Source organism: Snodgrassella sp. CS2, from assembly GCF_050310315.1.
In the GTDB taxonomy this organism is placed as follows: Bacteria; Pseudomonadota; Gammaproteobacteria; order Burkholderiales; family Neisseriaceae; genus Snodgrassella; species Snodgrassella alvi_E.
The window spans coordinates 298,195-323,276 of record NZ_JBNPBA010000003.1 but is presented as its reverse complement, the minus strand read 5'-3'; the positions used below and the strand labels follow the sequence as shown (position 1 = coordinate 323,276).

At 41.5% G+C, this 25,082-nt stretch carries 26 protein-coding genes and 2 pseudogenes; 14 read left to right on the top strand and 14 right to left on the bottom strand.

Translation table 11 applies throughout. The annotated features are described in order from the left end of the window. Nucleotides 1–6: 6 nt before the first annotated feature. The 10 genes and pseudogenes from ACQP6D_RS06735 to ACQP6D_RS06690 form a co-directional block, all read right to left on the bottom strand. Nucleotides 7–3,837, bottom strand: a complete 3,831-nt coding sequence (locus ACQP6D_RS06735) for a DUF3683 domain-containing protein (protein ID WP_427857747.1) — start codon at nucleotides 3,835–3,837, stop codon at nucleotides 7–9. 337 nt (nucleotides 3,838–4,174) lie between these two features. Continuing rightward, entirely contained in the window at nucleotides 4,175–4,864 is a 690-nt protein-coding gene (locus tag ACQP6D_RS06730; protein WP_267390505.1) for a DUF799 domain-containing protein, read from the bottom strand. Further along, nucleotides 4,864–5,223, bottom strand: coding sequence for a DUF4810 domain-containing protein (locus ACQP6D_RS06725; protein ID WP_100151644.1), 360 nt, complete (start codon nucleotides 5,221–5,223; stop codon nucleotides 4,864–4,866). Before ACQP6D_RS06725 ends, ACQP6D_RS06730 begins: the two co-directional genes overlap by 1 nt. Nucleotides 5,224–5,247: 24 nt before the next feature. Next, nucleotides 5,248–5,910, bottom strand: a complete 663-nt coding sequence (locus ACQP6D_RS06720) for a CsgG/HfaB family protein (protein ID WP_367411998.1) — start codon at nucleotides 5,908–5,910, stop codon at nucleotides 5,248–5,250. A 119-nt stretch (nucleotides 5,911–6,029) separates the two neighbouring features. Continuing rightward, entirely contained in the window at nucleotides 6,030–6,773 is a 744-nt protein-coding gene (locus ACQP6D_RS06715) for a pseudouridine synthase (protein WP_370387444.1), read from the bottom strand. Next, nucleotides 6,770–7,927, bottom strand: coding sequence for a THUMP domain-containing class I SAM-dependent RNA methyltransferase (locus tag ACQP6D_RS06710; RefSeq protein WP_427857746.1), 1,158 nt, complete (start codon nucleotides 7,925–7,927; stop codon nucleotides 6,770–6,772). The genes ACQP6D_RS06715 and ACQP6D_RS06710 overlap by 4 nt, the downstream gene beginning before the upstream one ends. A gap of 604 nt (nucleotides 7,928–8,531) precedes the next feature. Then, on the bottom strand, nucleotides 8,532–9,590 hold the full coding sequence (locus tag ACQP6D_RS06705; protein WP_427857745.1) for a bifunctional transcriptional activator/DNA repair enzyme AdaA: 1,059 nt from the start codon (nucleotides 9,588–9,590) through the stop codon (nucleotides 8,532–8,534). A 380-nt stretch (nucleotides 9,591–9,970) separates the two neighbouring features. After that, nucleotides 9,971–10,423 carry a hypothetical protein gene (locus ACQP6D_RS06700; protein WP_427857744.1) on the bottom strand — a complete coding sequence of 151 codons (453 nt, stop codon included), beginning with the start codon at nucleotides 10,421–10,423 and terminating at the stop codon, nucleotides 9,971–9,973. A 78-nt stretch (nucleotides 10,424–10,501) separates the two neighbouring features. Continuing rightward, nucleotides 10,502–10,705 (bottom strand): annotated as a pseudogene (locus ACQP6D_RS06695) (RHS repeat-associated core domain-containing protein); the annotation flags it as partial. 12 nt (nucleotides 10,706–10,717) lie between these two features. Continuing rightward, entirely contained in the window at nucleotides 10,718–10,981 is a 264-nt protein-coding gene (locus ACQP6D_RS06690; protein WP_427857743.1) for an RHS domain-containing protein, read from the bottom strand. Nucleotides 10,982–11,445: 464 nt separating this feature from the next. On the opposite strand from ACQP6D_RS06690, the gene ACQP6D_RS06685 reads away from it, so the two are divergent. The 13 genes and pseudogenes from ACQP6D_RS06685 (at nucleotide 11,446) to mgtA (ending at nucleotide 20,813) form a co-directional block, all read left to right on the top strand. Beyond that, nucleotides 11,446–11,742 carry a hypothetical protein gene (locus ACQP6D_RS06685; RefSeq protein WP_427857742.1) on the top strand — a complete coding sequence of 99 codons (297 nt, stop codon included), beginning with the start codon at nucleotides 11,446–11,448 and terminating at the stop codon, nucleotides 11,740–11,742. Beyond that, nucleotides 11,739–12,146, top strand: coding sequence for an RHS domain-containing protein (locus ACQP6D_RS06680; protein WP_427857741.1), 408 nt, complete (start codon nucleotides 11,739–11,741; stop codon nucleotides 12,144–12,146). Before ACQP6D_RS06685 ends, ACQP6D_RS06680 begins: the two co-directional genes overlap by 4 nt. A gap of 9 nt (nucleotides 12,147–12,155) precedes the next feature. Beyond that, nucleotides 12,156–12,284: an RHS repeat-associated core domain-containing protein gene (locus tag ACQP6D_RS06675; protein WP_427857761.1), complete on the top strand. Its 129-nt coding sequence runs from the start codon at nucleotides 12,156–12,158 to the stop codon at nucleotides 12,282–12,284. Between the two features lie 15 nt (nucleotides 12,285–12,299). Next, nucleotides 12,300–12,509 carry a hypothetical protein gene (locus tag ACQP6D_RS06670; RefSeq protein WP_427857740.1) on the top strand — a complete coding sequence of 70 codons (210 nt, stop codon included), beginning with the start codon at nucleotides 12,300–12,302 and terminating at the stop codon, nucleotides 12,507–12,509. Nucleotides 12,510–12,597: 88 nt separating this feature from the next. Beyond that, nucleotides 12,598–12,783, top strand: a complete 186-nt coding sequence (locus ACQP6D_RS06665; RefSeq protein ID WP_427857739.1) for a hypothetical protein — start codon at nucleotides 12,598–12,600, stop codon at nucleotides 12,781–12,783. 251 nt (nucleotides 12,784–13,034) lie between these two features. Beyond that, nucleotides 13,035–13,376 (top strand): annotated as a pseudogene (locus tag ACQP6D_RS06660) (RHS repeat domain-containing protein); the annotation flags it as partial. A gap of 112 nt (nucleotides 13,377–13,488) precedes the next feature. Then, nucleotides 13,489–13,692, top strand: coding sequence for an HNH/endonuclease VII fold putative polymorphic toxin (locus tag ACQP6D_RS06655; RefSeq protein WP_427857760.1), 204 nt, complete (start codon nucleotides 13,489–13,491; stop codon nucleotides 13,690–13,692). Nucleotides 13,693–13,704: 12 nt separating this feature from the next. Beyond that, a complete protein-coding gene (locus tag ACQP6D_RS06650) occupies nucleotides 13,705–14,094 on the top strand; it encodes an Imm50 family immunity protein (protein WP_427857738.1) in 390 nt (129 codons plus the stop codon). A gap of 210 nt (nucleotides 14,095–14,304) precedes the next feature. Next, nucleotides 14,305–14,430 (top strand): RHS domain-containing protein, encoded by a 126-nt coding sequence (locus ACQP6D_RS06645; RefSeq protein ID WP_427857737.1) that lies wholly within the window; start codon nucleotides 14,305–14,307, stop codon nucleotides 14,428–14,430. Further along, nucleotides 14,431–15,015: an RHS repeat-associated core domain-containing protein gene (locus ACQP6D_RS06640; RefSeq protein WP_427857759.1), complete on the top strand. Its 585-nt coding sequence runs from the start codon at nucleotides 14,431–14,433 to the stop codon at nucleotides 15,013–15,015. Between the two features lie 17 nt (nucleotides 15,016–15,032). After that, nucleotides 15,033–15,866: an immunity 22 family protein gene (locus ACQP6D_RS06635; RefSeq protein WP_427857736.1), complete on the top strand. Its 834-nt coding sequence runs from the start codon at nucleotides 15,033–15,035 to the stop codon at nucleotides 15,864–15,866. 756 nt (nucleotides 15,867–16,622) lie between these two features. Continuing rightward, nucleotides 16,623–17,693 carry an A/G-specific adenine glycosylase gene (mutY, locus tag ACQP6D_RS06630; protein WP_427857735.1) on the top strand — a complete coding sequence of 357 codons (1,071 nt, stop codon included), beginning with the start codon at nucleotides 16,623–16,625 and terminating at the stop codon, nucleotides 17,691–17,693. A 411-nt stretch (nucleotides 17,694–18,104) separates the two neighbouring features. After that, nucleotides 18,105–20,813, top strand: a complete 2,709-nt coding sequence (gene mgtA, locus ACQP6D_RS06625) for a magnesium-translocating P-type ATPase (RefSeq protein ID WP_427857734.1) — start codon at nucleotides 18,105–18,107, stop codon at nucleotides 20,811–20,813. Between the two features lie 259 nt (nucleotides 20,814–21,072). Here mgtA and ACQP6D_RS06620 read toward each other — a convergent pair whose 3' ends face one another. The 3 genes from ACQP6D_RS06620 to ACQP6D_RS06610 all read right to left on the bottom strand — a co-directional run bounded on the left by ACQP6D_RS06620 (nucleotide 21,073) and on the right by ACQP6D_RS06610 (nucleotide 23,755). Further along, nucleotides 21,073–21,441: a nuclear transport factor 2 family protein gene (locus ACQP6D_RS06620; RefSeq protein ID WP_427857733.1), complete on the bottom strand. Its 369-nt coding sequence runs from the start codon at nucleotides 21,439–21,441 to the stop codon at nucleotides 21,073–21,075. A gap of 168 nt (nucleotides 21,442–21,609) precedes the next feature. Then, a complete protein-coding gene (locus tag ACQP6D_RS06615; protein ID WP_267404772.1) occupies nucleotides 21,610–22,872 on the bottom strand; it encodes a glycerate kinase type-2 family protein in 1,263 nt (420 codons plus the stop codon). Nucleotides 22,873–22,897: 25 nt separating this feature from the next. Next, nucleotides 22,898–23,755 carry a LysR family transcriptional regulator gene (locus tag ACQP6D_RS06610; RefSeq protein ID WP_100141200.1) on the bottom strand — a complete coding sequence of 286 codons (858 nt, stop codon included), beginning with the start codon at nucleotides 23,753–23,755 and terminating at the stop codon, nucleotides 22,898–22,900. Nucleotides 23,756–23,862: 107 nt separating this feature from the next. Here ACQP6D_RS06610 and ACQP6D_RS06605 point away from each other — a divergent pair, with 107 nt between their 5' ends. Continuing rightward, a complete protein-coding gene (locus ACQP6D_RS06605) occupies nucleotides 23,863–24,294 on the top strand; it encodes a DoxX family protein (RefSeq protein ID WP_267409023.1) in 432 nt (143 codons plus the stop codon). Between the two features lie 304 nt (nucleotides 24,295–24,598). Here the strand turns inward: ACQP6D_RS06605 and ACQP6D_RS06600 are convergent, their stop codons facing one another. Beyond that, nucleotides 24,599–25,033 (bottom strand): hypothetical protein, encoded by a 435-nt coding sequence (locus tag ACQP6D_RS06600; protein WP_267391952.1) that lies wholly within the window; start codon nucleotides 25,031–25,033, stop codon nucleotides 24,599–24,601. Nucleotides 25,034–25,082 lie beyond the last annotated feature (49 nt).

The following is a 25,082-nucleotide window of genomic DNA, read 5'->3' as shown; positions in this document are numbered from 1 at the left end:
TACTAATTATAACAATACTCGTTCAACTCCCCCATTGCTGGCTTTTTGCACAAATTCATCCTGCCAGTTTTCGCCTAGTATATGTTTGGCCATTTCAATCACGACATAATCGGCTTTGATATTGGCATCGTCGGTATATCTGCTAAGCCCTTGCAGGCAGGCGGGGCAACTGGTGAGTATTTTTACTGGTTCGCCTTGCGGCAATTTGGCTTTGCCCTTTTCTATTTCTTCCAGTTTGCGGAAACGTACTTGTGTGGCGATATCGGGTCGGTTGACAGCAAACATGCCGGATTCACCGCAGCAGCGGTCGGACAGGGGCACGTTTTGTCCCATCAGTTCGTTAACCACTTTTATCGGCTGGGTGGTTTTGATGGGGGTATGGCAAGGGTCGTGATACAGGTATTGCTGGCCTTTGATGCCATCGAGTTTCAGCCCTTTTTCCAACAAGTATTCGTGGATATCTAGTACGCGGCAGCCGGGGAAAATTTTGTCGAAATGGTAATCGCTGAGCTGGTCGTAGCAGGTGCCGCAGCTTACGACTACGGTTTTGATATCGAGATAGTTGAGGGTGTTGGCCACGCGGTGGAAGAGGACGCGGTTGTCCATGGTGATTTTGTCACCTTTGTCTTTGTTGCCACCGGCGGTCTGCGGATAGCCGCAACACAGGTAACCCGGTGGCAATACGGTTTGTACGCCTACATGCCATAACATGGCTTGTGTGGCTAAGCCTATCTGGCTGAACAGGCGTTCGGAGCCACAGCCGGGGAAGTAGAAAACGGCTTCGGTTTCTTCGCTTACTTGTGGATTGCGAATAATTGGTACGGTGGTGCTGTCTTCGATATTAAGAAGCGCACGCGCGGTTTTAATCGGTACGTGGCGGGGTAGTGGCCGATTTATAAAATGGACAACCTGTTCGCGGATTTCAGGTTTGGCGGTGGTGGCACGCGGGGCGGTTTTCTGGCGTTTGAGCCAGCCTAGGCTAAAGTGCTTGCCCATTTCGTAGCCCCAGTTTTGCAGTCTAAAGCCGGTTTTGATTACGCCTGCACGCAGGGCTTTGATGGTTCTGGGGTCGGTGGCGTTAAGAAAGGCCATGCCCATGTAGACGGTGGGGTTGAATTTCTTTTTGCCAGCTTTGCGCAGGTAGTTGCGCATGGCGACGGTTACGTCACCAAAGTCGATTTTTACGGGGCAGGGTTTGATGCAGCGGTGGCAGACGGTGCAATGGTCGGCTACGCTGTTGAGTTCGTCAAAGTGTTTTAGAGATACACCGCGGCGGGTTTGTTCTTCGTAGAGGAATGCTTCGGTAAGCAGGCCGACGCCAAGGATTTTGTTGCGCGGGGAGTAAAGCAGGTTGGCGCGCGGTACGTGGGTGCTGCACACGGGTTTGCATTTGCCGCAGCGCAGGCAGTCTTTGATGGAATGGGCAATTTGGCCGAGTTCGGACTGCTCCATGATTAGGGATTCTACGCCGAGCAATTCGAATGATGGGGTATAGGCTTTGTCGAGGTTGGCGCCGGGCATCAGTTTGCCACGGTTAAAGTGGCCATGTGGGTCTACTTGTTTTTTGTAGTCCCAGTAAGGCTGCATTTCGGCTGTGGTAAGGTAGTCGATTTTGGTGATGCCGATGCCGTGTTCGCCGGAAATTACGCCGTTGAGGCTGCGTGCCAGTGCCATGATGCGGTCTACGGCCTGATGCGCAGTTTGCAGCATGTCGTAGTCGTCAGAGTTTACTGGTATGTTGGTGTGGACGTTGCCGTCTCCGGCATGCATGTGCAGGGCAACGAATACGCGGCCGCGAATGATGTGGCGGTGGATTTCGTCGAGTTTTTCCAGTATGAGGGTGTCGGTTTTGCCGCTGAAGATTTCTGCCAGTGGCTGCATGATGTCGCGTTTAACGGAAACACGCAGGTGGAAGTCGCGCATGGCGATAAAGCAGCTTTGGTCTGAGACAGGTTCGTCATTTTCGAGTTTCTGCGGAAATTGTTGCAGGTAGTCTGTCAGTGGGGCATCGAGGTGATTCAGCAGCCATGTCCAGCGACTCTGGATGCTGGTGACGTAATCCAGTGCATGTTGTTTGCGTGAACCGAGCAATTCGGCGCTGGACAGGTCGGTGTCGAGTTTGTCTACGGGCAGTTTGGTTTGCAGGTAGTCGATGATGGCGGCGCACAAGGCCAGTTTGTTCTGGATGGACAGTTCGATGTTGATGCGTTCGATGCCATCGGAGTAGCTGCCGAGCTGTTCTAATGGGATAACAACGTCTTCGTTGATTTTGAAGGCGTTGGTATGGCGGGCAATGGCGGCAGTGCGGGAGCGGTCGAGCCAGAAGGTTTTGCGTGCTTCGGGGGTGACGGCGATAAAGCCTTCGCCACAGCGGGCATTGGCCAGCCGCACGATGTGGGCGGCGGCGGCTTGTACTTCGTTTTCGTCGTCGGAAACGATGTCGGCCAGTAATACCATTTTCGGGCGGCCTTTGCCGGCTGCCTTGGTGGCGTAGCCAACGGCGCGGACGTAGCGCCAGTCGAGATGCTCCAGCCCCGCCAGTTTGACGGTTTTGTGGTTGAGCATGTAGTTGCGCACTTCGACGATGGAGGGGGTGGCGTTGGCTACGGTGCCAAAGAATTCCATGCACACGGTGCGGGTGTATTTTGGCATGCGATGCAGGACGAAGGCGGCTGAGGTGATGATGCCGTCGGTGCCTTCTTTTTGTATGCCGGGTACGCCTGCAAGAAATTTGTCGGTAACATCTTTACCAAGTCCGACTTTGCGGAATCGCTGGCCGGGCACTTCGAGGCGCTCGGTTTTGATGATGGAATAGCCATCGTTATCAAGAGTGTGGATATCGAAGATGGCGGTGGTTTCGTCGTGGATTTTGCCGAAGTTGTGGCGCACACGTTCGATTTTCAGCCACTGGCCTTGGGGGTTAACCATTTTCCACCAAGCGAGGTTGTCGAGGGTGGTGCCCCATAATACGGCTTTTTTTCCACCGGCGTTCATGGCTACGTTGCCGCCGATACAGCAGGCATCGGCTGAGGTGGGGTCGACGGCAAATACCCAGCCGGCAGCTGTGGCTGCTTCTTCTACGCGGCGGGTAACGACGCCAGCACCACAGTTGATAACGGGGTGGGTGCCTTCGAGTCCGGGTAATGCTTGTAAGGCTACTGGGCTGTACTGGTCGAGTTTTTCTGTGTTGATAACGGCGCTCATGGCGTCCATGGGGATGGCACCGCCGGTGTAGCCGGTACCGCCGCCGCGCGGGATAATGGTTAGTTCAAGCTCTATCAGGGCGCGAACCAGCGGGGCAACTTCTTTTTCGTGGTCTGGGTTGATGACAACGAAAGGGTATTCGATGCGCCAGTCGGTGGCATCGGTAACGTGTGTCACGCGTGCCAGACCATCAAACATGATGTTGTCTTTATGAGTGATTTTGCGCAGACGGTTAAATACTTGTTCGCGTTTGCTGCGGGTTTTGCCGAAGCTGCTGTCAAAATCGTTGATGGCCTGTTCGGTGCTCTCTATGAGCTGGGCAACCTGCTGGTTGTTATCGCGCCGTTTTTGAATTTCGTTTAGGCGGTGATGCATTTCTTTGACCAGTGCCTGTTGACGGTGCTGATGTTCGAGTAAGTCGTCGATAAGGTAGGGGTTGCGAATTACTGCCCAAATGTCACCCAGTATTTCAAACAGCATGCGTGCAGAGCGACCTGTGCGTCTTTGTTCGCGCAGTTGTTGCAATAATTCCCACGACTGGCTACCTAGAAGACGGATAACTATTTCTCGGTCTGAAAAGGAGGTGTAGTTATAGGGAATTTCGCGTATGCGCTGATTGGTCTGTGTGCTCATTAAACGTGTTCCGTTCCGCTCTGCTGGCGTTAAATTAATGAATCTGTAAACGGGTTATTTTAACTGATTTACGCTGTATTTCGTATTTTTGTCTGCTGACAATTTAGGTGAAAACGAAATGTGTGGCAATGGAAAAATCTGACGGTGTAATGGGATTTTGTTTCATGTATAAGTTGTCAGTCTGGTTTGCTATGGTATTGTTTTTATATATTTTCAGCTTATAAACAATATTATTGTTGTTTATTTGTCGTATTTTGATTTTATTATTTTTTGAAATTTCTGATATTTTGTCATTTCATTAAAAAGCCCTTTAATTTGAATTAAAGGGCTTTGGCATTTATTGGTTTTGCACAGGAGGTAGCTGTGTGACCGGTTTTTGATAGGCTGGGTGATAGGGGCCATAAAGAATACCATCTGTCCTGCCGGCAGAAAGCAGGTTTGCTTCAACATTTCCGGCTAGGTCAAAAGCAGTGTCTTTTACTTTGTCTTTAATCTGAGATATTAAAGCAGATGTGACTGCGCTTAGAAAACCCTGATTTCCGTTATCATTGGAGTTAACGGTAATTTTTTTTGCACCTGTCCAAATGATATCACCGGTTTTGGCATCAACTAATTTAGCTGAAACGCTTACTGTAGTAGTGCTGTTGATCACTTGATATTTGGTACCGTAATCATCTATATCCATATATAGGATAGCATCTGGATTATAGACTTGACGAATTTTCTTCAAATCAACAGCCTGTATTTCTGCACCGTCATTTAATCCGTTTTCTTTAAATGTCTCATTGACCAAAACGACTGGAAATACATAGTAGCCAGATTCTGCCAATGGTCTGGTTGATTGAGCTAAGACAGCATTGGGTGCTTTTACTTCTACTGATGAGCTAGTTGGCTGTACTATCAGTATAGAACGGGGGTTAGTGCGCTGAAATTTGCTGTAATCGTAGGGCTGTTTCTGTGCAGTGGTGCCACATGCTGAAAGTATGGTGGCTACAGACAAGGGTAATAATAGTTTGATTAGTCGCATTATGATTTTACTCCGGCTACATTTTTGAGCAGAAAGTTCATGTAGGCGGTTGATTCAGGAAACGCTTGTTTTTCCATTTCAAACTGAGTCTTGGCTCCGGCTAAATTACCTACTTTGGCATAAAGCATGCCCAAATGTGCATGGGTACCGGGGGCAGCTTTAGCCTGATTGCTTTGTGCATCAAGGAAATATTTTTCCATGTTGGCTATTTGTTCCTGAGGAGTCAGGGCATTATTAAGGGTCTGATATTGCTGTTTGTTGAAATCTCCCCAGTAATAAAGTGTGCGAGCTGGCTGATTGTTCTGAGCACACGCAGCCAATAACAAGGCAGCTATGGCCGTTGTTAAGATATGTTTCATTTTTGTTTTACCTAATATTTATATTTAAGGTTGAGGATTCCATTGTCCTTTATCTATACCGCGTACTAGATTATTAACTGCTTCGCGAATAGCCAGATCCAAAACTTTTCCATTTAATGTGGCGTCGTAGCCTGCATGGCCACCGGTACCAAGTATTTCTCGTGAAGAAAGTTTGAATTCACCAGCACCTTGACTTGAGAAGACAATTTCGGAGGATTGAACGTCTACGATGCTCAGTGTAACTTTGGCATAGGCTACTTGTGTTTTACCCTGTCCTAGTATGCCAAATAGTTGCTGATCACCAATATTTCTGCGACCGAATTCAGTTATGGCTCCAGTTACTACGTAGCGCGCACCCTTAATTTTCTGATTCATTCCTTTGAAATTTGCTTCGTTTTTGATTTCATCCATGTTGCCACGGTCGAGAACTGAAAAACGTCCGGTTTGCTGCAAATCTGCCATTAAGATGGTTTTAGCCTGGCTGGTTAATTGGTCTGTACTGTTACTGAAAATACCCCCGCCCATATTGCCACGGCTATCAAATTTACCCACTGCCAATGGAGCTTTTATACCATTATATGCCTGCTGATAGGTTTCTACTTTAGGTACATTTAAAACTTGTGAGCTTTCGGTGGCACAAGCTGATAATAAAAATGCGCTTAATAAGGTTAAATAAAATTTATTCATGGTTATTTATGTTAAATTAATTTGGGCAAAGTATATAGAGACTGTTTTTTTATGTCAAAATTATATTAGTTGAAATCTGAAGTAAATTTTATTACTAGATTTCTCTATTAATTTTAGTATCAGAATTTTTCCTGTGGGCTCAGGTAGCGCCATTGGCCGGGGGGAAGGGCACCAAGTTTGATTCTGCCCATGCGGACGCGTTTTAGTCCAATCACTTTTAGGCCGACAAGTTCACACATGCGTCGTATCTGGCGTTTTTTACCTTGTTTCAAGATAAATTTCAATTGATCCTGATTCTGCCAGTTTACTTTGGCCGGCCGCAATTTTTCACCATCCAAACTAAGACCGTGGTTCAGTAGTGCCAAGCCTTTATCATCTAAACGCCCGCTGACGCGTACTAAATATTCTTTTTCTATGCCACTGTTTTCACCTATTAGCTGTTTGGCAATTCGCCCATCCTGAGTGAGGACAAGTAATCCAACAGAGTCGATGTCCAGCCGGCCGGCCGGTGCCAAATGGCGTGTATGGGTAGCCTGAAAGTGAATGGGGCTTTTGTCTTCCAGCCAATGATTGGTTTCGGTAATCAGTTCGACGGCTGCTCGATAGCCTTTTTCCGGTTGCGCACTAACATAGCCAACAGGCTTATTTAAGAGGATGGTGACGCGTTCGGCTTGTTGGCGGTGTGCCTGCCGGTTGAGGTCGATGCGGTCTGAGTCTAGTACTTTCTGTCCGAGTACAGCTGTAACGCCATTGACTTTTACCCAGCCTTGTTCGATATAGCTGTCAGCTTCACGGCGTGAGCATAAGCCCAATTGTGCCATGCGTTTGGACAGACGTTGTACTTCGTTCTGTTCGGTTGTCATGCTTTGTGCTCTTTATTTCGATTAGAACCGGCTACCATGTCCAGCAGGAATAGGCGGCAATCCAGATTGCCATTGAAAAGCGGAATCTTGCGTTTGGGCGACAGGCGCATTAGTTTGGGCATATCTCGATCGGCACTGAACATACCAATCAGCCAGCCGGCAAAATGTTGTTTTAACCAACTTCCCATTTGAGGGTATAAAGCGTGTAGTAACTGGATTTCAGACAAGCGCACACCGTAAGGGGGATTGCTGAGCATAATACCGTTGGTACCATTGGGGCGGGTATCCAGTGCATCGGCAGTCTGCCACTGGATATACTGTTCTACTTCGGCATAACGAGCATTATTTTGAGCTAGTACAATCAGTTTCCCCTCAATATCTGCACCAGAAATCGGTGCTTGGGGCTGGCATTTTGCGGACAATGCATTACGACGCAGCTGCTGCCATAAGGTGGCATCGTAATTGAGTAGGTGTTCAAATCCGAAAGCACGCTCTAGGCCGGGGGCGCTGTTGCTGGCTATCAATGCTGCTTCTATGGCGAGGGTGCCGCTGCCGCAGAATGGATCCATAAAAGGCTGACTGCCGTTGTAGCCTGCCAATATCAGCAGTCCAGCGGCCAGATTTTCGCGTAATGGTGCTTCGCCAGTGTCACTGCGGTAGCCTCGTTTGAATAAGGCTTCACCACTAGTATCCAGATAAATGGATAGTTCGTTTTTTTCGATAAAAACATGAATGCGAATATCGGGCTGAAATTTTTCCACGCTGGGTCGACTGCCGTTTTGCTCGCGAAAAACGTCGCAAAGGGCGTCTTTTACTTTGAGGGCAGCAAAGTTCAGGCTGTTGATTTGCGCCTGTTTGCCTTCGATATGTATTTTGAAGGTTTTTTTAACGTCAAACCATTTGGTCCATTCGACTTTTTTTGCTTGTTGGTAAATATCGTTTTCGTTGCGAAAATGGCCGCTACTGAGGCGCATGAGTACACGGCTGGCTACGCGACTATACAGATTGATGCGGTAGACTGTGGCTAAATCACCGTTAACGGCTACACCGCCATCGCGAGGGTGAATCTGTTCGCAGCCCAGCTTTACCAGTTCCTGATTTAATATAGCTTCCAGTCCGCGCGGGCAGCTTACAAATAAAGAATAAGAATTCATGCAATACTTTATAAAGAAAAAATGATTATGCTTGTTATGATCAAGCATGTCTGAATGGTGTGATTGTAATATTGAAGTCATGTATTGACTATGGTTTAAACAGGTTGATGCGCAAATTTGAGTGATTAAGTGTGAAACTGTATAGTGGATAAAGCCAATTGGTTAACTGTAATACAAATCACGATCGTGCTGATTTTAGGCTGATTGAGCTGTGTGAATTTTTTCAAGTATTGGATAGTGTACATAAAGTAATTAAAATCTGTTACGATATCCAAATTATATGATATTTAAATATAAAATTATTCGAATAATAAATTAAAATTTCGTTTTCTGATTGATTGAATGAATCAATACATTAATGGTTGATACATTTATAAGCATGCCTTCTATCCATTTTCCTAAGCAATAAACTTTGCATACTTAATTTGAAATATTGTGGTACTTGTTTTGATTCAGTATTTTCTATTACCGGATTAGGTACATATTTGATAATAAAATTTCAATAATACTTATAATTTTAGTAATAATCTTCAATTAGTCTTTACCAGAACTTAGAAGAATTAGTCCGATTGAAACGTGTTTTATAAAAAGAGGTTTTTAGTTGTTATAAATGCTGATGGCTTTTTTCGTGATTAATCAGCCATTGTTTGCGTTCTAATCCACCGCTATATCCGGTTAACTGGCCGTTGGAACCAATTACTCTGTGGCAAGGAATGATGATGGCAATCCGATTCAAGCCATTTGCATTGGCTACTGCTCTGACTGCATTAGGATGGTTTAGTTTTTCGGCTTGCTGTTTGTAAGTATATAGTTCGCCAAAGGGGATGGTTTGTAAACATGCCCAAACGGATTGCTGAAATGGTGTCCCCAGGGTATGCAGGGCGACGGTAAAATTTTTTCTTTTTCCTTGAAAGTATTGCTCAATTTCTGCTCTGGCTTGTTGGATATGATTATTTACGCCAAATATGATTGTTCCATTTAGTAATTTTTGTAATTGCTGAAACTCCGTCTCTAACATTCGCCGGTCTACAAATTCCAGCAGACAAATACCTTGCTGCGTGGCGCATATAAACATTGGGCCTATGGGTGTGGATAAGCGATTAATCAGGATAATATTGTTTTCAGCATGGTTGGAGGGGGCATTTTTGACAAATTTTTTATATGTATAGCCAAAACCACTAAGTGATTCATAACCATGGTCGAATGCTGTATCCGTTATTTTTTTGCCGCTTTTCAATTCTTGATAAGCTAGATTGATTCGGTACATACGTTGATAGGTCTGATAAGTAATGCCGTAATTTTTTTTGAACCAACGCCGAACGATTTCCGGACTGATATGATGCTCTCTTAGTACCGAGTCGGATATCTTTACCTTGGGATTTTGGCTAATCATTTTGATTGCTTTGATTATTTGCTCAGGCGCTTCATCTGCATTTTCGGTAGGCCGGCAGATTTTACATGGCCTATAACCCGCATTCAGGGCTTCTTTTACGCTTTGATAAAATACGGTATTTTCAAATTTCGGTTTTCTCGCTCTGCAAGTAGAAATACAAAATATTGAAGTTGTTTTCACCCCTACAAAGAAAATACCAACATATGCGGGATCTTTTGCAAGTAAAGCCTGATAGTATTTCTGGATAATGTTTTTATTGGTTATGGGCATGTTTTAGCTACCTAGATTTTTCTGACTTAGTTTTTGTGGCTTTGCTGAGCAATCGATAATGTGTTGATTATTAAATCTGATAAAATGATGTTAATGAAAAATTTGTATCAGTGACAACCGAAAATTTGATGACTATTTAAATACGAAGAATAATATTGCTGCTAGCTTGGGAGCTGGTAAATGAATTTCGATGAAAATCTTTCATCAAAAATAATTAAAATATAAAAAAGAAACTGAGATGCGTTAGATTAATTTATTGTCAAATTTTCAGTTAATAGAATAGTTATAAATTTGAATTTTCTAAATAACTTTGTCAAATATTAATATCAACAATATGTTTAATTTTTCTAATCTTTATATAAATTATTTCGATTAATTGATTAAAGGCAAATTCGTTCTAATTGTTTGATTTCCGATTGATACCGATTTTCTTGAATTTTATTGAAACCAGAAAGTTTATTAAAAAAATATAATGCATGTTTAGACATAGCTTTTATAAAATATTTTTTATTTATTAAAGCTTCAGCTTTCAAATTACTATTAACACTAACTAGTACATCATTTTCTATTGGTTTTAGTTTAATTTCAATTGGTTGGCTCTCGAAATGTGTTTTAAATTCGTTATTGTTTTTTATCTCCTCCAATCCTTGAACTAAATTAGCCCATAGTTTATCAATATAATCGCACATATTATATTTCAATAAAATAACACGATTTATATTAAGATGTATGCTGCCCTCGATATTGTTTACATCTTTAATATCATAATGATATGCTGAAAAATTCATAAATTGATCATGACCTATTTTTATAAAAGTATTTATTTCAATCACTATTAATTACCTTTTTGAATTTGGTTAAAATTTTTAAATAAACTTTGTAAATCTTAGCATATATTTTTCAATTCAATATTATAAATTTCTATGATTTATTTTTTGATTATTAAGATTTCTCAAAACATCATTTATAGACGTTTCAGTAATAAAAGAAGCTCTTTTTGGTTTATACAGATACAAATTAAACCCACCCAACAGCCCAATCGGGTCCGGCTGCGTGAATCTGCCTATATCCGAGTCATAGTACCTGAAAGTATTGTAATGTAAGCCCGTTTCTCTGTCTAAATACTGTCACTGATACCTTAGGTTCTGTTGTATCTGGCTGTGTTCGATTTCCTGTATCGGTTTGCCCCACAGCTGATAGCTGCATGCCCATACAATGTGACCGTCTTCATCAGTAAGTTCTTCCGGGGCACCGTTGACATCGGTGTGGTAGTACAGCACTTTCTGTTCCGTACCGGTGGTGGTCTCTACTCTGGCTAAGGGTTCATAGCCGCTTTCATCAGTGTAGATATAGACGCTTTTGCTTCTGTCAGTACGGGTTTCCTGAATCATTCTCAGTCCGTCCCACAGGAAGTGGGTACGGTTGCAGGCTTTGCCCGCCCGGTCTATCTGGTGCTTTTCGATACGTCGGCCTAAGGCATCGTAGACATTCGGTACGGTTTAATTTTTCGATACGAACTTCGATTCGGCCGATGCGGTCATAGTGGTAATCGGTCTGTCTTTGCTGGGTATGTTTTTTACTCACCAGTCGGTTGAGGTTGTCGTACTGGTAGCGGCCTTCGTCTGAAGTAGAAGAGGGTCAATAACTATAGTTGTATATAAATTCAAACAGATAATAAAATATTTTTCTAAGTATACAAAATTTTTTTACACTTTTTTGATTAGATGCTAATTTTGAACAACCGATTTAATTATTTATTTTAAGCGATTGATAAAAACATTACAGATAAAAATAGATATTTTTAATTATATTGTAGGCTGACCACACCACCCACTACCATCGAGACCCACGTAGATTGGTTCACCGACGCACCGATAGTGTCGGACGCAGCATCAGCTTTCACTATGATACCTATAGCCGGCTGACTACATTAACCAACGAAAACGGCGAGCATTATCAATTTACCTACGACGCCGGCGACCGCCTACATCGCGAAGTCCTGCGTAGCCAAGGACAACTCAACACCGAATTCAAATACGATCGCAATAGCCCCGCCTACAACACAAACAAACCCGGCGTGGCCACAACATTATTCTGCCCGACATCCTCACCGATCGCCGCTACCAGTACGACAACCTCAACCGACTGGTGAGTAAAAAACATACCCAGCAAAGACAGACCGATTACCACTATGACCGCATCGGCCGAATCGAAGTTCGTATCGAAAAACAAAACCGTACCGAACGTTACGGCTATGTCTACGATGCCTTAGGCCGACGTATCGAAAAGCACCAGATAGACCGAGCGGGCAAAGCCTGCAACCGTACCCACTTCCTGTGGGACGGGCTGAGAATGATTCAGGAAACCCGTACTGACAGAAGCAAAAGCGTCTATATCTACACTGATGAAAGCGGCTACGAGCCTTTAGCCAGAGTGGAGACCACCACCGGTACGGAACAAAAGGTGCTGTACTACCACACCGATGTCAACGGTGCCCCGGAAGAGCTGACGGATGAAGCTGGTAACATCTTATGGGAATGTAGCTATCAGCTGTGAGGCAAACCGATACAGGAAATCGAACACAGCCAGATACAACAGAACCTAAGGTATCAGGGACAGTATTTAGACAGAGAAACGGGCTTACATTACAATACTTTTAGGTACTTTAACCCAGATATAGGTAGATTCACGTAGCCGGAGCCGATTGAGTTGTTGGGTGGGTTTAATTTGTATCTGTATGCGCCTAATGGGTTGATTTGGATTGATCCGTGGGGTTGGAGTTGTGGTAATACAACACGAGTTCGGCACTATACAAATCGTAAAGGATCAAATGGCATTAAACAAGAAGGGATAATTAAGGCTAAAGATAATGGTCGCGATTACATTGAAACTGTTGTTCCTACAGAAAATTTAAAGTGAATAAAAAATCCAGCTTATCATACAAAAGAATTAACAATTAAAAGTGATGTTGTTTTAAATAATGCAAAATTATATCAAATGAAATGGTATGTTAAAAGAAAATAATGAAATAAAAATATCAGAAAAAAAGTTATTAAATGCATTGTCAATTATTGAATTTTTTCTAATTTCTATAAAAAATATTACAAGGTATTATTACGATGACAAGTATCCAAATATTGACAAAATAGGTTACGAAAAGGAAATTGTAAAATTTATAGAGGTATTTAATTAAAGAATTATCTAAATTGCGCAGTATACTTTCGGAAAATTTTAATAATGAACTTGGTAAGGATGATATGAATGATATTGAGAGAGAAATAGAAAAAATAAATTTCTGGAAAAAACCTGGAGATTAGTTATTTAACAAAATTTTAATTAAATATTTAAATATACTACCATGGTAAAGAAAGTTTAATGTTTGAAACATAACCTATATTTATAGCTTTACAGAGTCAGGGCATATGTTGAAATTTTTACTACACCGGCATCAATGGCGCCATAGAAGAACTTACTAGTGAAGACGGTCACATTGTATGGGCATGTAGCTATCAGCTGTGGGGCAAACCGATACAGGAAATCGAACAAAGCCAGGTACAACAGAACCTAAGGTATCAGGGACAGTATTTAGACAGAGAAACGGGCTTACATTACAATACTTTTAGGTATTATGACCCGGATATATGTAGATTCACGCAGCCGGACCCGATTGGGTTGTTGGGCGGGTTTAATTTGTATCAGTATGCGCCTAATGGGTTGGCTTGGATTGATCCGTGGGGTTGGAGTTGTGGTAATACAAAAACTAAAAAAAACGTCGTACAATGGTAAAAGTCGGAGAAATGCATTTCGACAAACTAAGCACGATGCTAATATTCCTATGAGTCAACAGCCTAAAATTATCACCACTCTCTTTTAAAAGGATGGTTATGGCAATTTTGTTATTGGTAAAAATGGACAGTCAATCAAAACTCTAAAATACGAATTTATTGACAAAAACAAAAATTCAATTTTTATTCAGGAGTATAGCTTAGGACATATTAAAGCTACAAAAGGACATGGAGCAGAGCCACACTTTAATATTAGACCTTCAGATAATCTAAATACGGGGTATGTTTCAAGAACTCATGGTCATTATAATTTTTAAAAGGGTATCAATATGTGGTACAAAAATGCAATAGGTAAAGAAAAAATTCAATTTATGTTTAATAATGAATTCGACATTGAATTATTTGAACTTTATAGTATTTCATTAGAAAAAAATTCAGAATTAAAATGTAATTTAATATGCAAAGGAATTCCAAAAAATCATCCAAAAAAATGGGATAAATTAGAGTTTAATGCATTGATTTTAAAAATTATTTTTAATGAGATTATTCAAATGAATATATCTGGAACAAAAATTGGATTTTTTTGTTTACCAAAAATCAATTCTTCAATTGATTATTCTGAAATAACAATTAAATATGGCAAATTTCAACTTTACTGTAAATCCAAATTTTTAACAATAGATAATATAACTCCTTATATAGATATACGATGGGATTAGAACTTAGATTCTATTAGATTTTATTTACATATAACTTTAGCAATTTCATTTTTTACCAATAATGATTACATAATATAAAAACTCATAATTAATTTTTATTCGCTTTATAAATGCGCAGAAAGTAAGTTTTATTAACTTTCAAGAAGCTTCGGGTTTTAGAAATCTAAACCACTAGTACGGATAATTATCACCACCGGCACGGAACAAAAAGTGCTGTACTACCACACCGATGTCAACGGCGCTCCGGAAGAACTTACTGATGAAGGCGGTCATATTGTATGGTCATGCAGCTATCAGCTGTGGGGCAAACCGATACAGGAAATCGAACACAGCTAGATACAACAGAACTTAAGGTATCAGGGACAGTATTTAGACAGAGAAACGGGCTTACATTACAATACTTTCAGGTACTATGACCCGGATATAGGTAGATTCACGCAGCCGGACCCGATTGGGTTGTTGGGTGGGTTTAATTTGTATCAGTATGCGCCTAATGGGTTGACTTGGATTAATCCTTGGGGTTGGGCTCCTTGGAAGAGAGGAGGCTTTGATGACTGGTTTAATAATGCCTCACTCGATGAAATCAGGGCTAATAAAAAAGCAGTTGAAACAGCTTTACGCAATGGTGGAGGCAAACATGAAATGTTCCCTGTTAGCCTAGCAGCAAAAGCTAAATCATTAGGGTTTACTGCTCAGGAATTAAAAGCAATGACGGTTCCCACTAAAGATATTTATTTTGTTGATGTTACAAATAAAAAAACAGGAGCACTAATTCAAGGAGATCATCATGGTACTAAGGCTGGTTCATATTTTCATAAAGAGTTAATAAAAAGATTAAATAGAGCTAAATCGAAAAAACAAGGAATGGATATAATTGAACAAACCCATAAGAAGCATATGAGGTATAAATCAGGATGTTAACTAAGGAGTATTTAAATATGAATAAAGTTGATATTAATAAGGTTACCATTCAATTGTGGATAGGCAATAATTTTTTAGAGGAAGAAGAATATCAACAATATTTTGAAGAACCTGAAGAATTGCCGATGGATTTTAAAACCCCATCATGTTTATTTTGTGCAGACATAGGTGAGCTTGTTTATATGCCTGAAAAGCTTGTTATACCTCATAGATCTAGTTCTTCTCAGGAAATCGAATACATTATTGATAATATAAGAGTAAATGAAAATGAGAAAAAAAGAATTCATCAAAAATGCATTGAATTCGGTATATTAAAAGCTAATGCCGTTTTTTGGTATATAAATAATCATTTTTCATTTAATCTTGAAGTACAAAAACCTTATAAAGACAATTACAATGGGCTGAAATATATAGGCGAATTTAATGCTGATGAAGTATATCCTTTAGAAAACAAAGATTTTTCATCAAATCAATATTTATGGATCGGTACCAATTTCATGCCAATAGCAAAATACAATAAATATTTTGAGCTGGATTATAGTACAGAAGATTTGGATGACCCTGACTATAAAGTTTGTGATTTTTGTAAGGATATAGGCGATCATTGGTATAATGAAGATTTTCTTGCATACCCTGAACCGCTGAAAAAAGAGGTTGATATAGGAAAACTGATTGATAAGTTAATTTTTTCGAAATTAAATTGTAAACAAGAAATTATAAATAGATGTCACAGCTTAGGTATCACTAAAGCCAATGCCTTATTTTTTTATAAAGCAAGTGAATTAACACTAAAAAAACCATATAAAGAAAACTATAATGGACTTAAATATATTGGGATTTTTAAGTTTTAATATTGACATACAAATTATTGATAATAGTTGAGACTATATATAGAAGCCTAGCTATTTTGCTTAGGCTTTTGACATGAAGTAAAAATAATTTTAATTTACTGCTTATCTAATTGATAAGAAAAAAGATATTTTTGTAATGTTTCTTTTTTTATTTTGTCATCAAAAGATTTATGGTTTTCTTTTTCAAAATTAGCTATTTTTTCAATAGCAAATTTTTTATTTATTTCAGGTAAATTAGAAAAATTCTATTCCAATCTTTTTGATATCCATACATTTTTATTAGTTTTCCAAAAAATTAAATTTATAATTGGGCTACTACAATAAAATAAAGAATCTACTTCTTCACATTCAAATTTTAAATAAAGAAATATTTTAGTTAAAGCATTTACTTCACTTCTTGTTAATTCTATTTTTTCAGAATTCATAATATTTACAACCTTTTGGTTTTAATCTAAAGTTAATTTGATTATTTGTTAATTTAAATATAGTTTTGTAATTTAAGCTTGAAAAGAAAGAATACGTATTTTTGCCATTATACAAAACATTATTTAGTTTTAATTTTCCAGTATGAACATATTCGAATTGAGATGATGGTTTGATGTTAGTCAGTTGGACTTCAGAAGCTTTAAAGATTATTGCATAATTTCCTCTTCAGGTATGGCTGCTTGTTTTGGGGTTATGGTTACCAATATTGGTGGTCTAAGGTATGAGATTGATATTTCATTAATTAATAGATAAATTTTGAGATTTGGTTGTATGGGTAATGAGGAAGTTTTGAAGTCTGAATTTGCTCCGCGGTTGGTGCAATGGCAGCGGCAACATGGCCGGCATGGTTTACCGTGGCAGACGCAGGAGCCGTATCGGGTATGGCTCTCGGAAATTATGTTGCAACAGACTCAGGTGGCGACGGTGCTGGATTATTACCCGCGGTTTGTGACTACTTTTCCAGATGTGCAGGCACTGGCAGCTGCAGAAGAAGACGCGGTGCTGGGTCTATGGCAGGGACTTGGCTATTACAGCCGTGCCCGCAATTTGCACAAAGCTGCGCAACAGGTGGTAAATGAGTTTGGTGGTGTGTTTCCGTCTGAGCGAAAAGAGCTGCAAAGGCTTTGTGGAGTGGGGCGCAGTACTGCAGCAGCAATTGCTGCGTTCTGTTTTAATGCACGGGAAACTATTTTAGATGGCAATGTAAAGCGGGTGTTGTGCCGTTTGTTTGCGTTGGATGGTGATCCGGCCAATAAAGCTTTTGAGGCAAAACTGTGGACAACGGCTGAAGCTCTGCTGCCACGGAATGCTGCAGATATGCCGGCTTATACTCAGGGGTTGATGGATTTAGGTGCTACGGTATGTAAACGATTGAAACCGGTATGTGCTGTTTGCCCGATGAATGATATTTGTCTGGCACATCTGCAAGGCCGCACGGCTGAGTTGCCACGTAGGAAAGCGACAGTAGCAGTTAAGGATGTGGCGCTTTACTGGCTAGTATTGCGTAATCGTGCTGGAGCGGTGTTTTTAACTAAGCGGCCGGCTAAAGGGATCTGGGGTGGTTTATGGTGTGTACCCTGTAGCGAGAGTCTGGATGATTTGTATGCACTTGCCTGTGATTTCGGTATACAGGCGGAAGATTTGACTGAAGGCACAGAAATTAAGCATCGTCTGACGCACCGGCAGTTGATGATTCTGCCGTTCGCAGCTGTGGCTGGTGAGCAAGCACCGGTATCGGCAAGGATAGCAGGTGAGTGGGTGGCACCAGAAAATCTGGCTGTTTATGGTATTCCTAAACCATTGCACAGCTATCTGAATGCAGTGCAAAACAGTCTGTTTTAATCTGATGGTTTTAGGGTTTCTCTGTAATAAAGGGTGGTCATACTTATTTTTATGTATGTTTGGATTGGGTGAATATACTGTAATGAATTTTGTGTAGTGTGAATAATATTGTTTTTTGTTTTGAATAGCGTAAATTTTGTTGACGCTATCATTGCAAATCCGTATAAACGCTATCTTGCTGAAATATTTCTGTCTTTTAAGTAATTATACGCAAAAGGCATAATGCTTAAGAGATGGATGTTTTAGTATTTGCTGAGCTTAATGCGATGCATTGAGTTTCTGATTATTTAACCGGGAATAAAACAATGGAAGAAGATTCGAGTCGACCGTTTATTTTATTGATACCACAACTGCAACTAGGCCGTTGAGGTTTCCGGGTTAGTCTACAGTATCTACCGACCGGGAAACTGCATGGCCGGTGAGGTACTGTTTATGAAAAAATTAAAAAAAATCATTTCTCAACCAGTGGATATTAAGGCTGTGCTGGAGTCGCGCAACAGTCTTGATGGTACGCTGTCTAATTTACAGACCAGTCTGAGTGGTTTGACCGAGCATGACGTTAAGGAACGGCTGGCCAATTTTGGTCGCAATGATGTGGTGCACGATAAAGCTCCATCTGCGTTTCTGCAATTGTTGCTGGCATTTAAAAATCCTTTTATCTTCGTCTTGCTGGCGCTGGCTGGTGTAAGCTTTTTTACTGATTATCTGATTCCTTTGCGTCATGGTGAAGAAACCAGTTTAAGTGGCCTTTTTATTATTGTGGTGATGGTGCTGCTGAGTGGTTTGCTGAGCTTTTGGCAAGAATATCGTTCTAATAAGGCTGCGCAGGCGCTGAAATCCATGATCAGTACTACTGCCACGGTATTGCGCCGTAGCCACCGTGATATCAGTACTGAGCAGCTAGAAGTACCGATTAAGGAAGTGGTGCCAGGGGATATTATCTTGCTTTCTGCTGGTGATATGGTACCTGCCGATGTGCGCTTAATTGAGTCTCGCGATTTGTTTATTAGTCAAGCTGTGCTGACAGGTGAATCTATTCCGGTAGAAAAATCCGATACGGTGAATATGCATGGCACGGTGGCAGCCGACAAGCCTGTCTCTGCTAATCCGCTGGATGCAGAAAATATCTGCTTTATGGGAACCAATATTGTCAGTGGTAACGCTAAAGCTGTGGTGGTTGCCACGGGCAGTGATACTTATTTTGGCTCACTGGCTAAATCGATTGTGGGTACACGCAGCCAGACTGCTTTTGACCGCGGTGTAAACAGTGTCAGCCATTTGCTGATTCGTTTTATGCTGATTCTGGTACCGGTGGTGCTGTTGATTAATGGTTTTACCAAAGGTGACTGGGGTGATGCTGCTTTGTTTGCTCTGGCTGTGGCTGTGGGGCTGACACCGGAAATGTTACCAATGATTGTCAGCGCCAATCTGGCCAAGGGGGCGATGGCAATGGCACGGCGTAAAGTGGTGGTGAAGCGTCTGAGTGCCATTCAGAATTTTGGCTCTATGGACGTATTATGTACTGATAAAACCGGTACATTGACTCAAGATAAAATCATCCTCGAACATTACACTGATATTAACGGTAATAATGATAATGAAGTATTGCAGTTGGCATGGTTGAACAGCTCCTATCAGAGTGGTATGAAAAATCTGATGGATAAGGCCATTGTGCGCTTTGCGCAGGAACCGGAAAACAGCGCAGTGATTAACGATGGTGGTTATCGTAAGATTGATGAGTTGCCGTTTGATTTTGTACGCCGGCGTCTGTCTGTGGTGCTACGTGATGATAAGCAGCGTCATGTGCTGATTTGCAAGGGTGCAGTTGAAGAAATGTTGTCTATTTCCAGCTGTGTGTATGAACAGGGCAAACATCTGACATTGAATGCTGCACGACGTGAACAGTTGCTGGCACTGGCTGAAAGCTACAATAAGGAAGGTTTTCGCGTACTGGCTATTGGTAAAAAGTATATTTCAGAAGGGGAGCAGAAGGCACAGTATGCGGTGGCAGATGAAACTGAGCTAACTTTATACGGCTTTCTGACTTTCCTTGATCCACCAAAAGACAGTGCGGCACAGGCGATTGCTGCTTTAAGTGAAAATGGCGTAGCGGTGAAAGTGCTGACGGGTGACAATGCTATTGTGACGCGCAAAATCTGTCATGAGGTGGGTATTGAAGCTGGCCAGCCACTACTGGGCAATGAAATAGAAGCTTTGAGCGATGAGGCTCTGAAACCGCTGCTGGAACGGCATACTGTGTTTGCTAAGCTAACGCCGTTGCAGAAGTCGCGTATTATTCGTTTGTTGCAGGAAAATGGGCATACGGTTGGTTTTCTGGGCGATGGTATTAATGATGCACCGGCTTTGCGTGATGCCGATGTGGGTATTTCTGTGGATACGGCTACTGATATTGCTAAGGAATCTGCGGATATTATTCTGCTGGAAAAAAGTTTGATGGTGCTGGAAGAAGGGGTCATTAAAGGGCGCGAGACTTTCGGCAATATTATTAAATACCTGAATATGACGGCGAGCTCCAATTTCGGTAATGTATTTTCAGTATTGTTTGCCAGTGCTTTCTTACCGTTTCTGCCGATGCTGGCGATTCAATTGCTGATACAGAATCTGCTGTATGATTTTTCTCAGCTTTCCCTGCCATGGGACAAAATGGATGAGGAATTTTTACGCAAACCGCGCAAATGGGATGTTTCTAATATCAGCCGTTTTATGCTGTTTATTGGCCCAATTTCCTCTATTTTTGATATCAGTACGTTTGCGTTGATGTGGTTTGTGTTTCATGCCAATGCACCGGAAGTGCAGAATTTGTTTCATTCTGGCTGGTTTGTGGAAGGTCTGCTCTCACAGACGCTGGTGGTGCATATGCTGCGTACGCGCAAAATACCGTTTGTGCAAAGTACCGCTTCTTTACCGGTATTATTGATGACAGTGCTGATTATGGCTGTAGGTATTTATATCCCATTTTCACCAATTAGTGGCTGGATTGGTTTGACGCCATTGCCATGGCAATATTTCCCATGGCTGGTGTTGACTCTGGGGTGTTACTGTGTAGTGACGCAGACGGTGAAGCGCTGGTATATTCGCCGTTTCGGGCAATGGTTCTAACTATCGGTGTGAATAAGAGCGGGTGAATAACTCGCTCTTTTACTTAGTTGCTATTGGAAAAAAATCGCTGGCTAAGTTTGCCATCCATCTGGCGATGCAGTGTGCACAAAAGTGAATTCAGAAAAAATTAGATTGCTAAGGTCTGGAGAATTTAGTGTATACACAGGTATGTAGTTTTTGCTTTTAGTATTTATCTAACTTTTTAGGCCATACTATTTCATACAGTATGGCCTGATGGATTAGCGGCAGGTGTTAATAATTAAAAAACACTGTTGCCGTTGACCGATTTTATTTTTTCGATATTTTCTTCTATTACGTCCCAGTGTTCGGCTATCTGGCCGTTTTCTAACCGGTAAATATCACAGGTTTTGCTTTGATGACCTTGTTCATCAGTGGTTTTATAGAATACATATACCATATCGCCATCGGCGCTGATGTTTTTAGTGTCATATTGCAGTTTTTGCTGCAACAAGGTATGTAGAAATTTGACGAAGCCTTCACGGCCATTTGCTACTTCCGGGTTGTGCTGAATGTAGTCTTCTTTGACAAATTTATTTATGTCGGATAAATCACCATTTACGAATACCTGTTGGTGAAACGCTGTGACAATTTCTTTATTGGTTTGCATCATTTACTCCAGAAAAATTCGGCATATACCGATAATTCATTGTAGCGAGTAATTTTTTATATAAATAACTGATTTATAATAATTAACTTTTTGTATTGCTAGATTGATTATTAATTAATTATTATTAAATCGATGCTGGAGCGGGCTAAATTTTGTCTGGATTTATTTTTAGAGTATGAGTATGGCGCGGAAGTCGTTGATGTTGGTGCGGGTAGGGGTAGTAATCAGTAATTGTTTGGTGGCGGCAAAAAAATCATAAGCTCGGTGCTGTTGCAACAATTCATTGGGATTGAGGCCGATTTTTCGCGCATGGTGCAGACTCTCAGGAGTGAACCATGCGCCGGCATTGTCCTCGCTGCCATCAATTCCATCGGTATCAGCGGCCAATGCGTAGATACCGGAGGCGCCATTCAGTGCAATAGCCAGTGCAAGCAGGAATTCGCTGTTGCGTCCGCCGCGTCCTTGATGTTTGAGGGTTACAGTGGTTTCTCCGCCACTGAGAATTAACAGCGGTTTTCTATGTGGCTGCTGGTGATGATACTGAGCAATGCCGGCCATTACCTGAGCTACTTCGCGTGCTTCACCTCCTATGCGGTCGCCCAGATAGAGTACGTCGATACCCTGATTCTGTGCCTGTTTTTGTGCTGCGCTAAATGCCTGATGCGGGGTGATGATGATATGAGCGCTACTGTTGTCCAGCTTTTTGGGGGTTTCTGCTGTGGGTGAATTTAGATAGGTGGCTACGCTTGGCGGCAGTTCGAGCTGATATTGGGTGACGATTTGTTTTATGTCGGCAACTGTGGTGGGATCGGCTACGGCGGCACCAGAGCCGATGGTGCTGATGTCGTCGCCAACCACATCGGAAATAGCCAGTGTGGTGATGTGAGCTGGTGCGGCAGCTTCTGCAAGGCGCCCGCCCTTTATGCGTGACAGATGTTTGCGCAGGGTATTCATGGCTTCGATAGGAACGCCGTGAGTAAGCAGTTGGCGGTTAATGTTTTGTTTGTCTTTCAGTGAGATACCGGCAATCGGTAATGTGGTCAACGCGGAAGCACCACCTGATACTAAATAATAGACCTGATCTTTTGGGTTTAGTCCGCTTACAGCTTGCAGTAATGCTTCGGCAGCCGCCTGCCCTGCGGAATCAGGTAGAGGATGGCTGGCTTCCAGTACTCGAATGTGTTTGGTAGGTACACTATGGCCATAACGGGTTACAACCACTCCGGATAGGGGTGGATAGTTTTCTGGCCAGATTCTTTCCCACTCGGCAGCCATGGCGGCGGCAGCTTTGCCGGCACCGACTACTATTACTTTGCCCGTAGGTTTTTGTGCTGGTAACCATGCTTTCATTTTATTTATTGGGCTGGCTTCTTGCACGGTGTACTGAAAAAGCTGCTGTAGAAAGCTGATGGCCTGGTCGTTTTTAATCATATTATTTCCCCTTTGTATATAAATGTTAGTGGTTTTTTTCATTTGCAAATTTCTGTGCCAGAAAATCGATAAAGCTGCGTACTTTGGCACTGAGAAATTCACGATTCATGTAGGCGGCATACAGAGTGTGGCTTTCAGGGCAGGCGATGTGATCGATGGTTTGGAGGCGCTGATTTTCGATGTCTTCTTTAACCATCCACTCTGGTAAATAGGCTAGTCCCATATGATTGAGTGCCATTTGATGGATGAGCAGGGCACTGTTGCTGGTACAGGCCGGTATCAGGGGTAGATCGAGATGTACGTATTGGGGCAGTAGCCCATAGTGCTGTTTGAGGTCGGCCATGGTATGCGGCGTACCATATTTTTTCAGGTATTGCGGGCTGGCAACCCATAGGAAATCGATTTTGGTGATGGGTTTGACTATTAGATTAGGTTCAGGATTATTGGTTACTCGCAGTGCAAGGTCTATTCCTTCGGCTACTAAATCGGCGCGGCGGCTGTCGAGATTAATAGACAGGCTGACTTCGGGATATTGGCGCCGATATTCTGCTAGCAGTTCTCCGAAATGGCGAGAGGCACACCAGTTCGGAGCGGTGATTTTAAGTAGCCCCTGAGGTTTGATGGTGCCAGCCTGTGCGATGTGTTTTGCTTCGGAAAGGGTATCAAGTGCTTCTACACAACGATGATAGTATTCTTGACCGGCTTCGGTGAGGCTGATACGGCGGCTGGTGCGGTTGAGCAGTTTGGCCTGGATGCTTTTTTCAAGATGATGTAAGTGCTTACTCGCCATGGCTGTGGAAATATCCATGAATTCAGCCGCTTTGGTAAAGCTGCCGAGTTCGACGACATAGCGAAATACCCACATGCTTTGTAAGGTGTCCATTTAGTTTCTTTACAGGAAATAATTATTCTATAAAAATGATATCGTTTCTCAATGGTAAATTCAATACACTGTCGTTATCTTTTCAATAAATGAGTAATGGAGTGGCCATGATTAATACGAAAACAATTGATACTGATTTCAATGGTTATGCTTTGACTGTGTTGCGTCTGGTTACGGCTTTTTTATATATTCAGCATGCTACAGCAAAATTTTGGCAGTGGCCGTTATCCATGACTGACGGTCATGGGTCTGTGGCACTGTTTTCGCTGATGGGAGCGGCCGGTGTTCTGGAATTAACGGGCAGTGTTTTGTTGCTATTGGGTTTGTTTGTGAGGCCAGCTGCTTTTGTTCTGAGTGGACAGATGGCGGTAGCTTATTTGTTTTTTCATACGCGGTCTGCTGGTTTGCATACTTTACTTACTCCTCAGTTAAATAATGGGGAGCAGGCAGTATTATATTGTTTTATTTTTTTGTTTCTCTTTATGGCTGGTGGCGGGCGACTGGCGCTAGATAACCGGGTTAAATCAATTTTAAAGTAGGCGGCTTTTTGACTATCTGGCTATGATTGGTTCATAAATATTCTGTTTGGCTAGTAGGTTTGGCTTAGACAGAATATTTAATTAGACAGAATATTTAACTAGTATATAAATACGTAATTATGAACTATGGTGATTTTTGTAAATATTTGAGATAATTTTATATTTCAATAGGATATTTTATTTAATCTTGCTCTTGCTTATAGAGTGGCTTTTAAAAATTTAATATTTTAGTGATCTGGGATTAAAGTTTTTTCATACTGGTGTTTACTGAGGCTTAGTGTCTATATTTGAATGTTTGTAGAAACTAATTATGTTTTTGTTTGTTTTCCCTGTATACAGATGCAGTGCAGCAACTCAATAAAATTGCGCTAACAAAATACACCCAAAAATTTATTTTAGTTAGATTGTTGTCTTTAATATCTGCAATTTCAGGAGAATATCTATTATAAAGAATTTTGATTTTCTCTCCTTCGTGAACATTTATCCCGGTTGTAATATCTTTGCTAATAACAACGTTATTGTTTTTATCGAGATATTTGGCTGTTAATTCATAATAATCTGTCCCCTTTTTTTGATATTTATAAACGGTTTCTACAGTGGCTGAGGTTTCTATGCCATGTATATGAACTCTGTAATAATAAGTAGCATAATATATGGCTAGTATACTCAACATAGCGCTTATTAAGGTCCCAATCCAAAAATTTTTATCTTGATTATGTAAATCTAGTTTCTTTAACATAATTAATAATGTGCCCTTGAAATCAAATTTAAAGGTTATATTAATAATA

Coding starts and splice junctions, on each gene's coding strand:
- ACQP6D_RS06735 (WP_427857747.1), bottom strand. CDS start 3,837: ATGAGCACACAGACCAATCAGCGCATACGCGAAATTCCCTATAACTAC.
- ACQP6D_RS06730 (WP_267390505.1), bottom strand. CDS start 4,864: ATGCGACTAATCAAACTATTATTACCCTTGTCTGTAGCCACCATACTT.
- ACQP6D_RS06725 (WP_100151644.1), bottom strand. CDS start 5,223: ATGAAACATATCTTAACAACGGCCATAGCTGCCTTGTTATTGGCTGCG.
- ACQP6D_RS06720 (WP_367411998.1), bottom strand. CDS start 5,910: ATGAATAAATTTTATTTAACCTTATTAAGCGCATTTTTATTATCAGCT.
- ACQP6D_RS06715 (WP_370387444.1), bottom strand. CDS start 6,773: ATGACAACCGAACAGAACGAAGTACAACGTCTGTCCAAACGCATGGCA.
- ACQP6D_RS06710 (WP_427857746.1), bottom strand. CDS start 7,927: ATGAATTCTTATTCTTTATTTGTAAGCTGCCCGCGCGGACTGGAAGCT.
- ACQP6D_RS06705 (WP_427857745.1), bottom strand. CDS start 9,590: ATGCCCATAACCAATAAAAACATTATCCAGAAATACTATCAGGCTTTA.
- ACQP6D_RS06690 (WP_427857743.1), bottom strand. CDS start 10,981: ATGATTCAGGAAACCCGTACTGACAGAAGCAAAAGCGTCTATATCTAC.
- ACQP6D_RS06665 (WP_427857739.1), top strand. CDS start 12,598: ATGTTAAAAGAAAATAATGAAATAAAAATATCAGAAAAAAAGTTATTA.
- ACQP6D_RS06650 (WP_427857738.1), top strand. CDS start 13,705: ATGTGGTACAAAAATGCAATAGGTAAAGAAAAAATTCAATTTATGTTT.
- ACQP6D_RS06635 (WP_427857736.1), top strand. CDS start 15,033: ATGAATAAAGTTGATATTAATAAGGTTACCATTCAATTGTGGATAGGC.
- mutY (WP_427857735.1), top strand. CDS start 16,623: ATGGGTAATGAGGAAGTTTTGAAGTCTGAATTTGCTCCGCGGTTGGTG.
- mgtA (WP_427857734.1), top strand. CDS start 18,105: ATGGCCGGTGAGGTACTGTTTATGAAAAAATTAAAAAAAATCATTTCT.
- ACQP6D_RS06620 (WP_427857733.1), bottom strand. CDS start 21,441: ATGCAAACCAATAAAGAAATTGTCACAGCGTTTCACCAACAGGTATTC.
- ACQP6D_RS06615 (WP_267404772.1), bottom strand. CDS start 22,872: ATGATTAAAAACGACCAGGCCATCAGCTTTCTACAGCAGCTTTTTCAG.
- ACQP6D_RS06610 (WP_100141200.1), bottom strand. CDS start 23,755: ATGGACACCTTACAAAGCATGTGGGTATTTCGCTATGTCGTCGAACTC.
- ACQP6D_RS06605 (WP_267409023.1), top strand. CDS start 23,863: ATGATTAATACGAAAACAATTGATACTGATTTCAATGGTTATGCTTTG.
- ACQP6D_RS06600 (WP_267391952.1), bottom strand. CDS start 25,033: ATGTTAAAGAAACTAGATTTACATAATCAAGATAAAAATTTTTGGATT.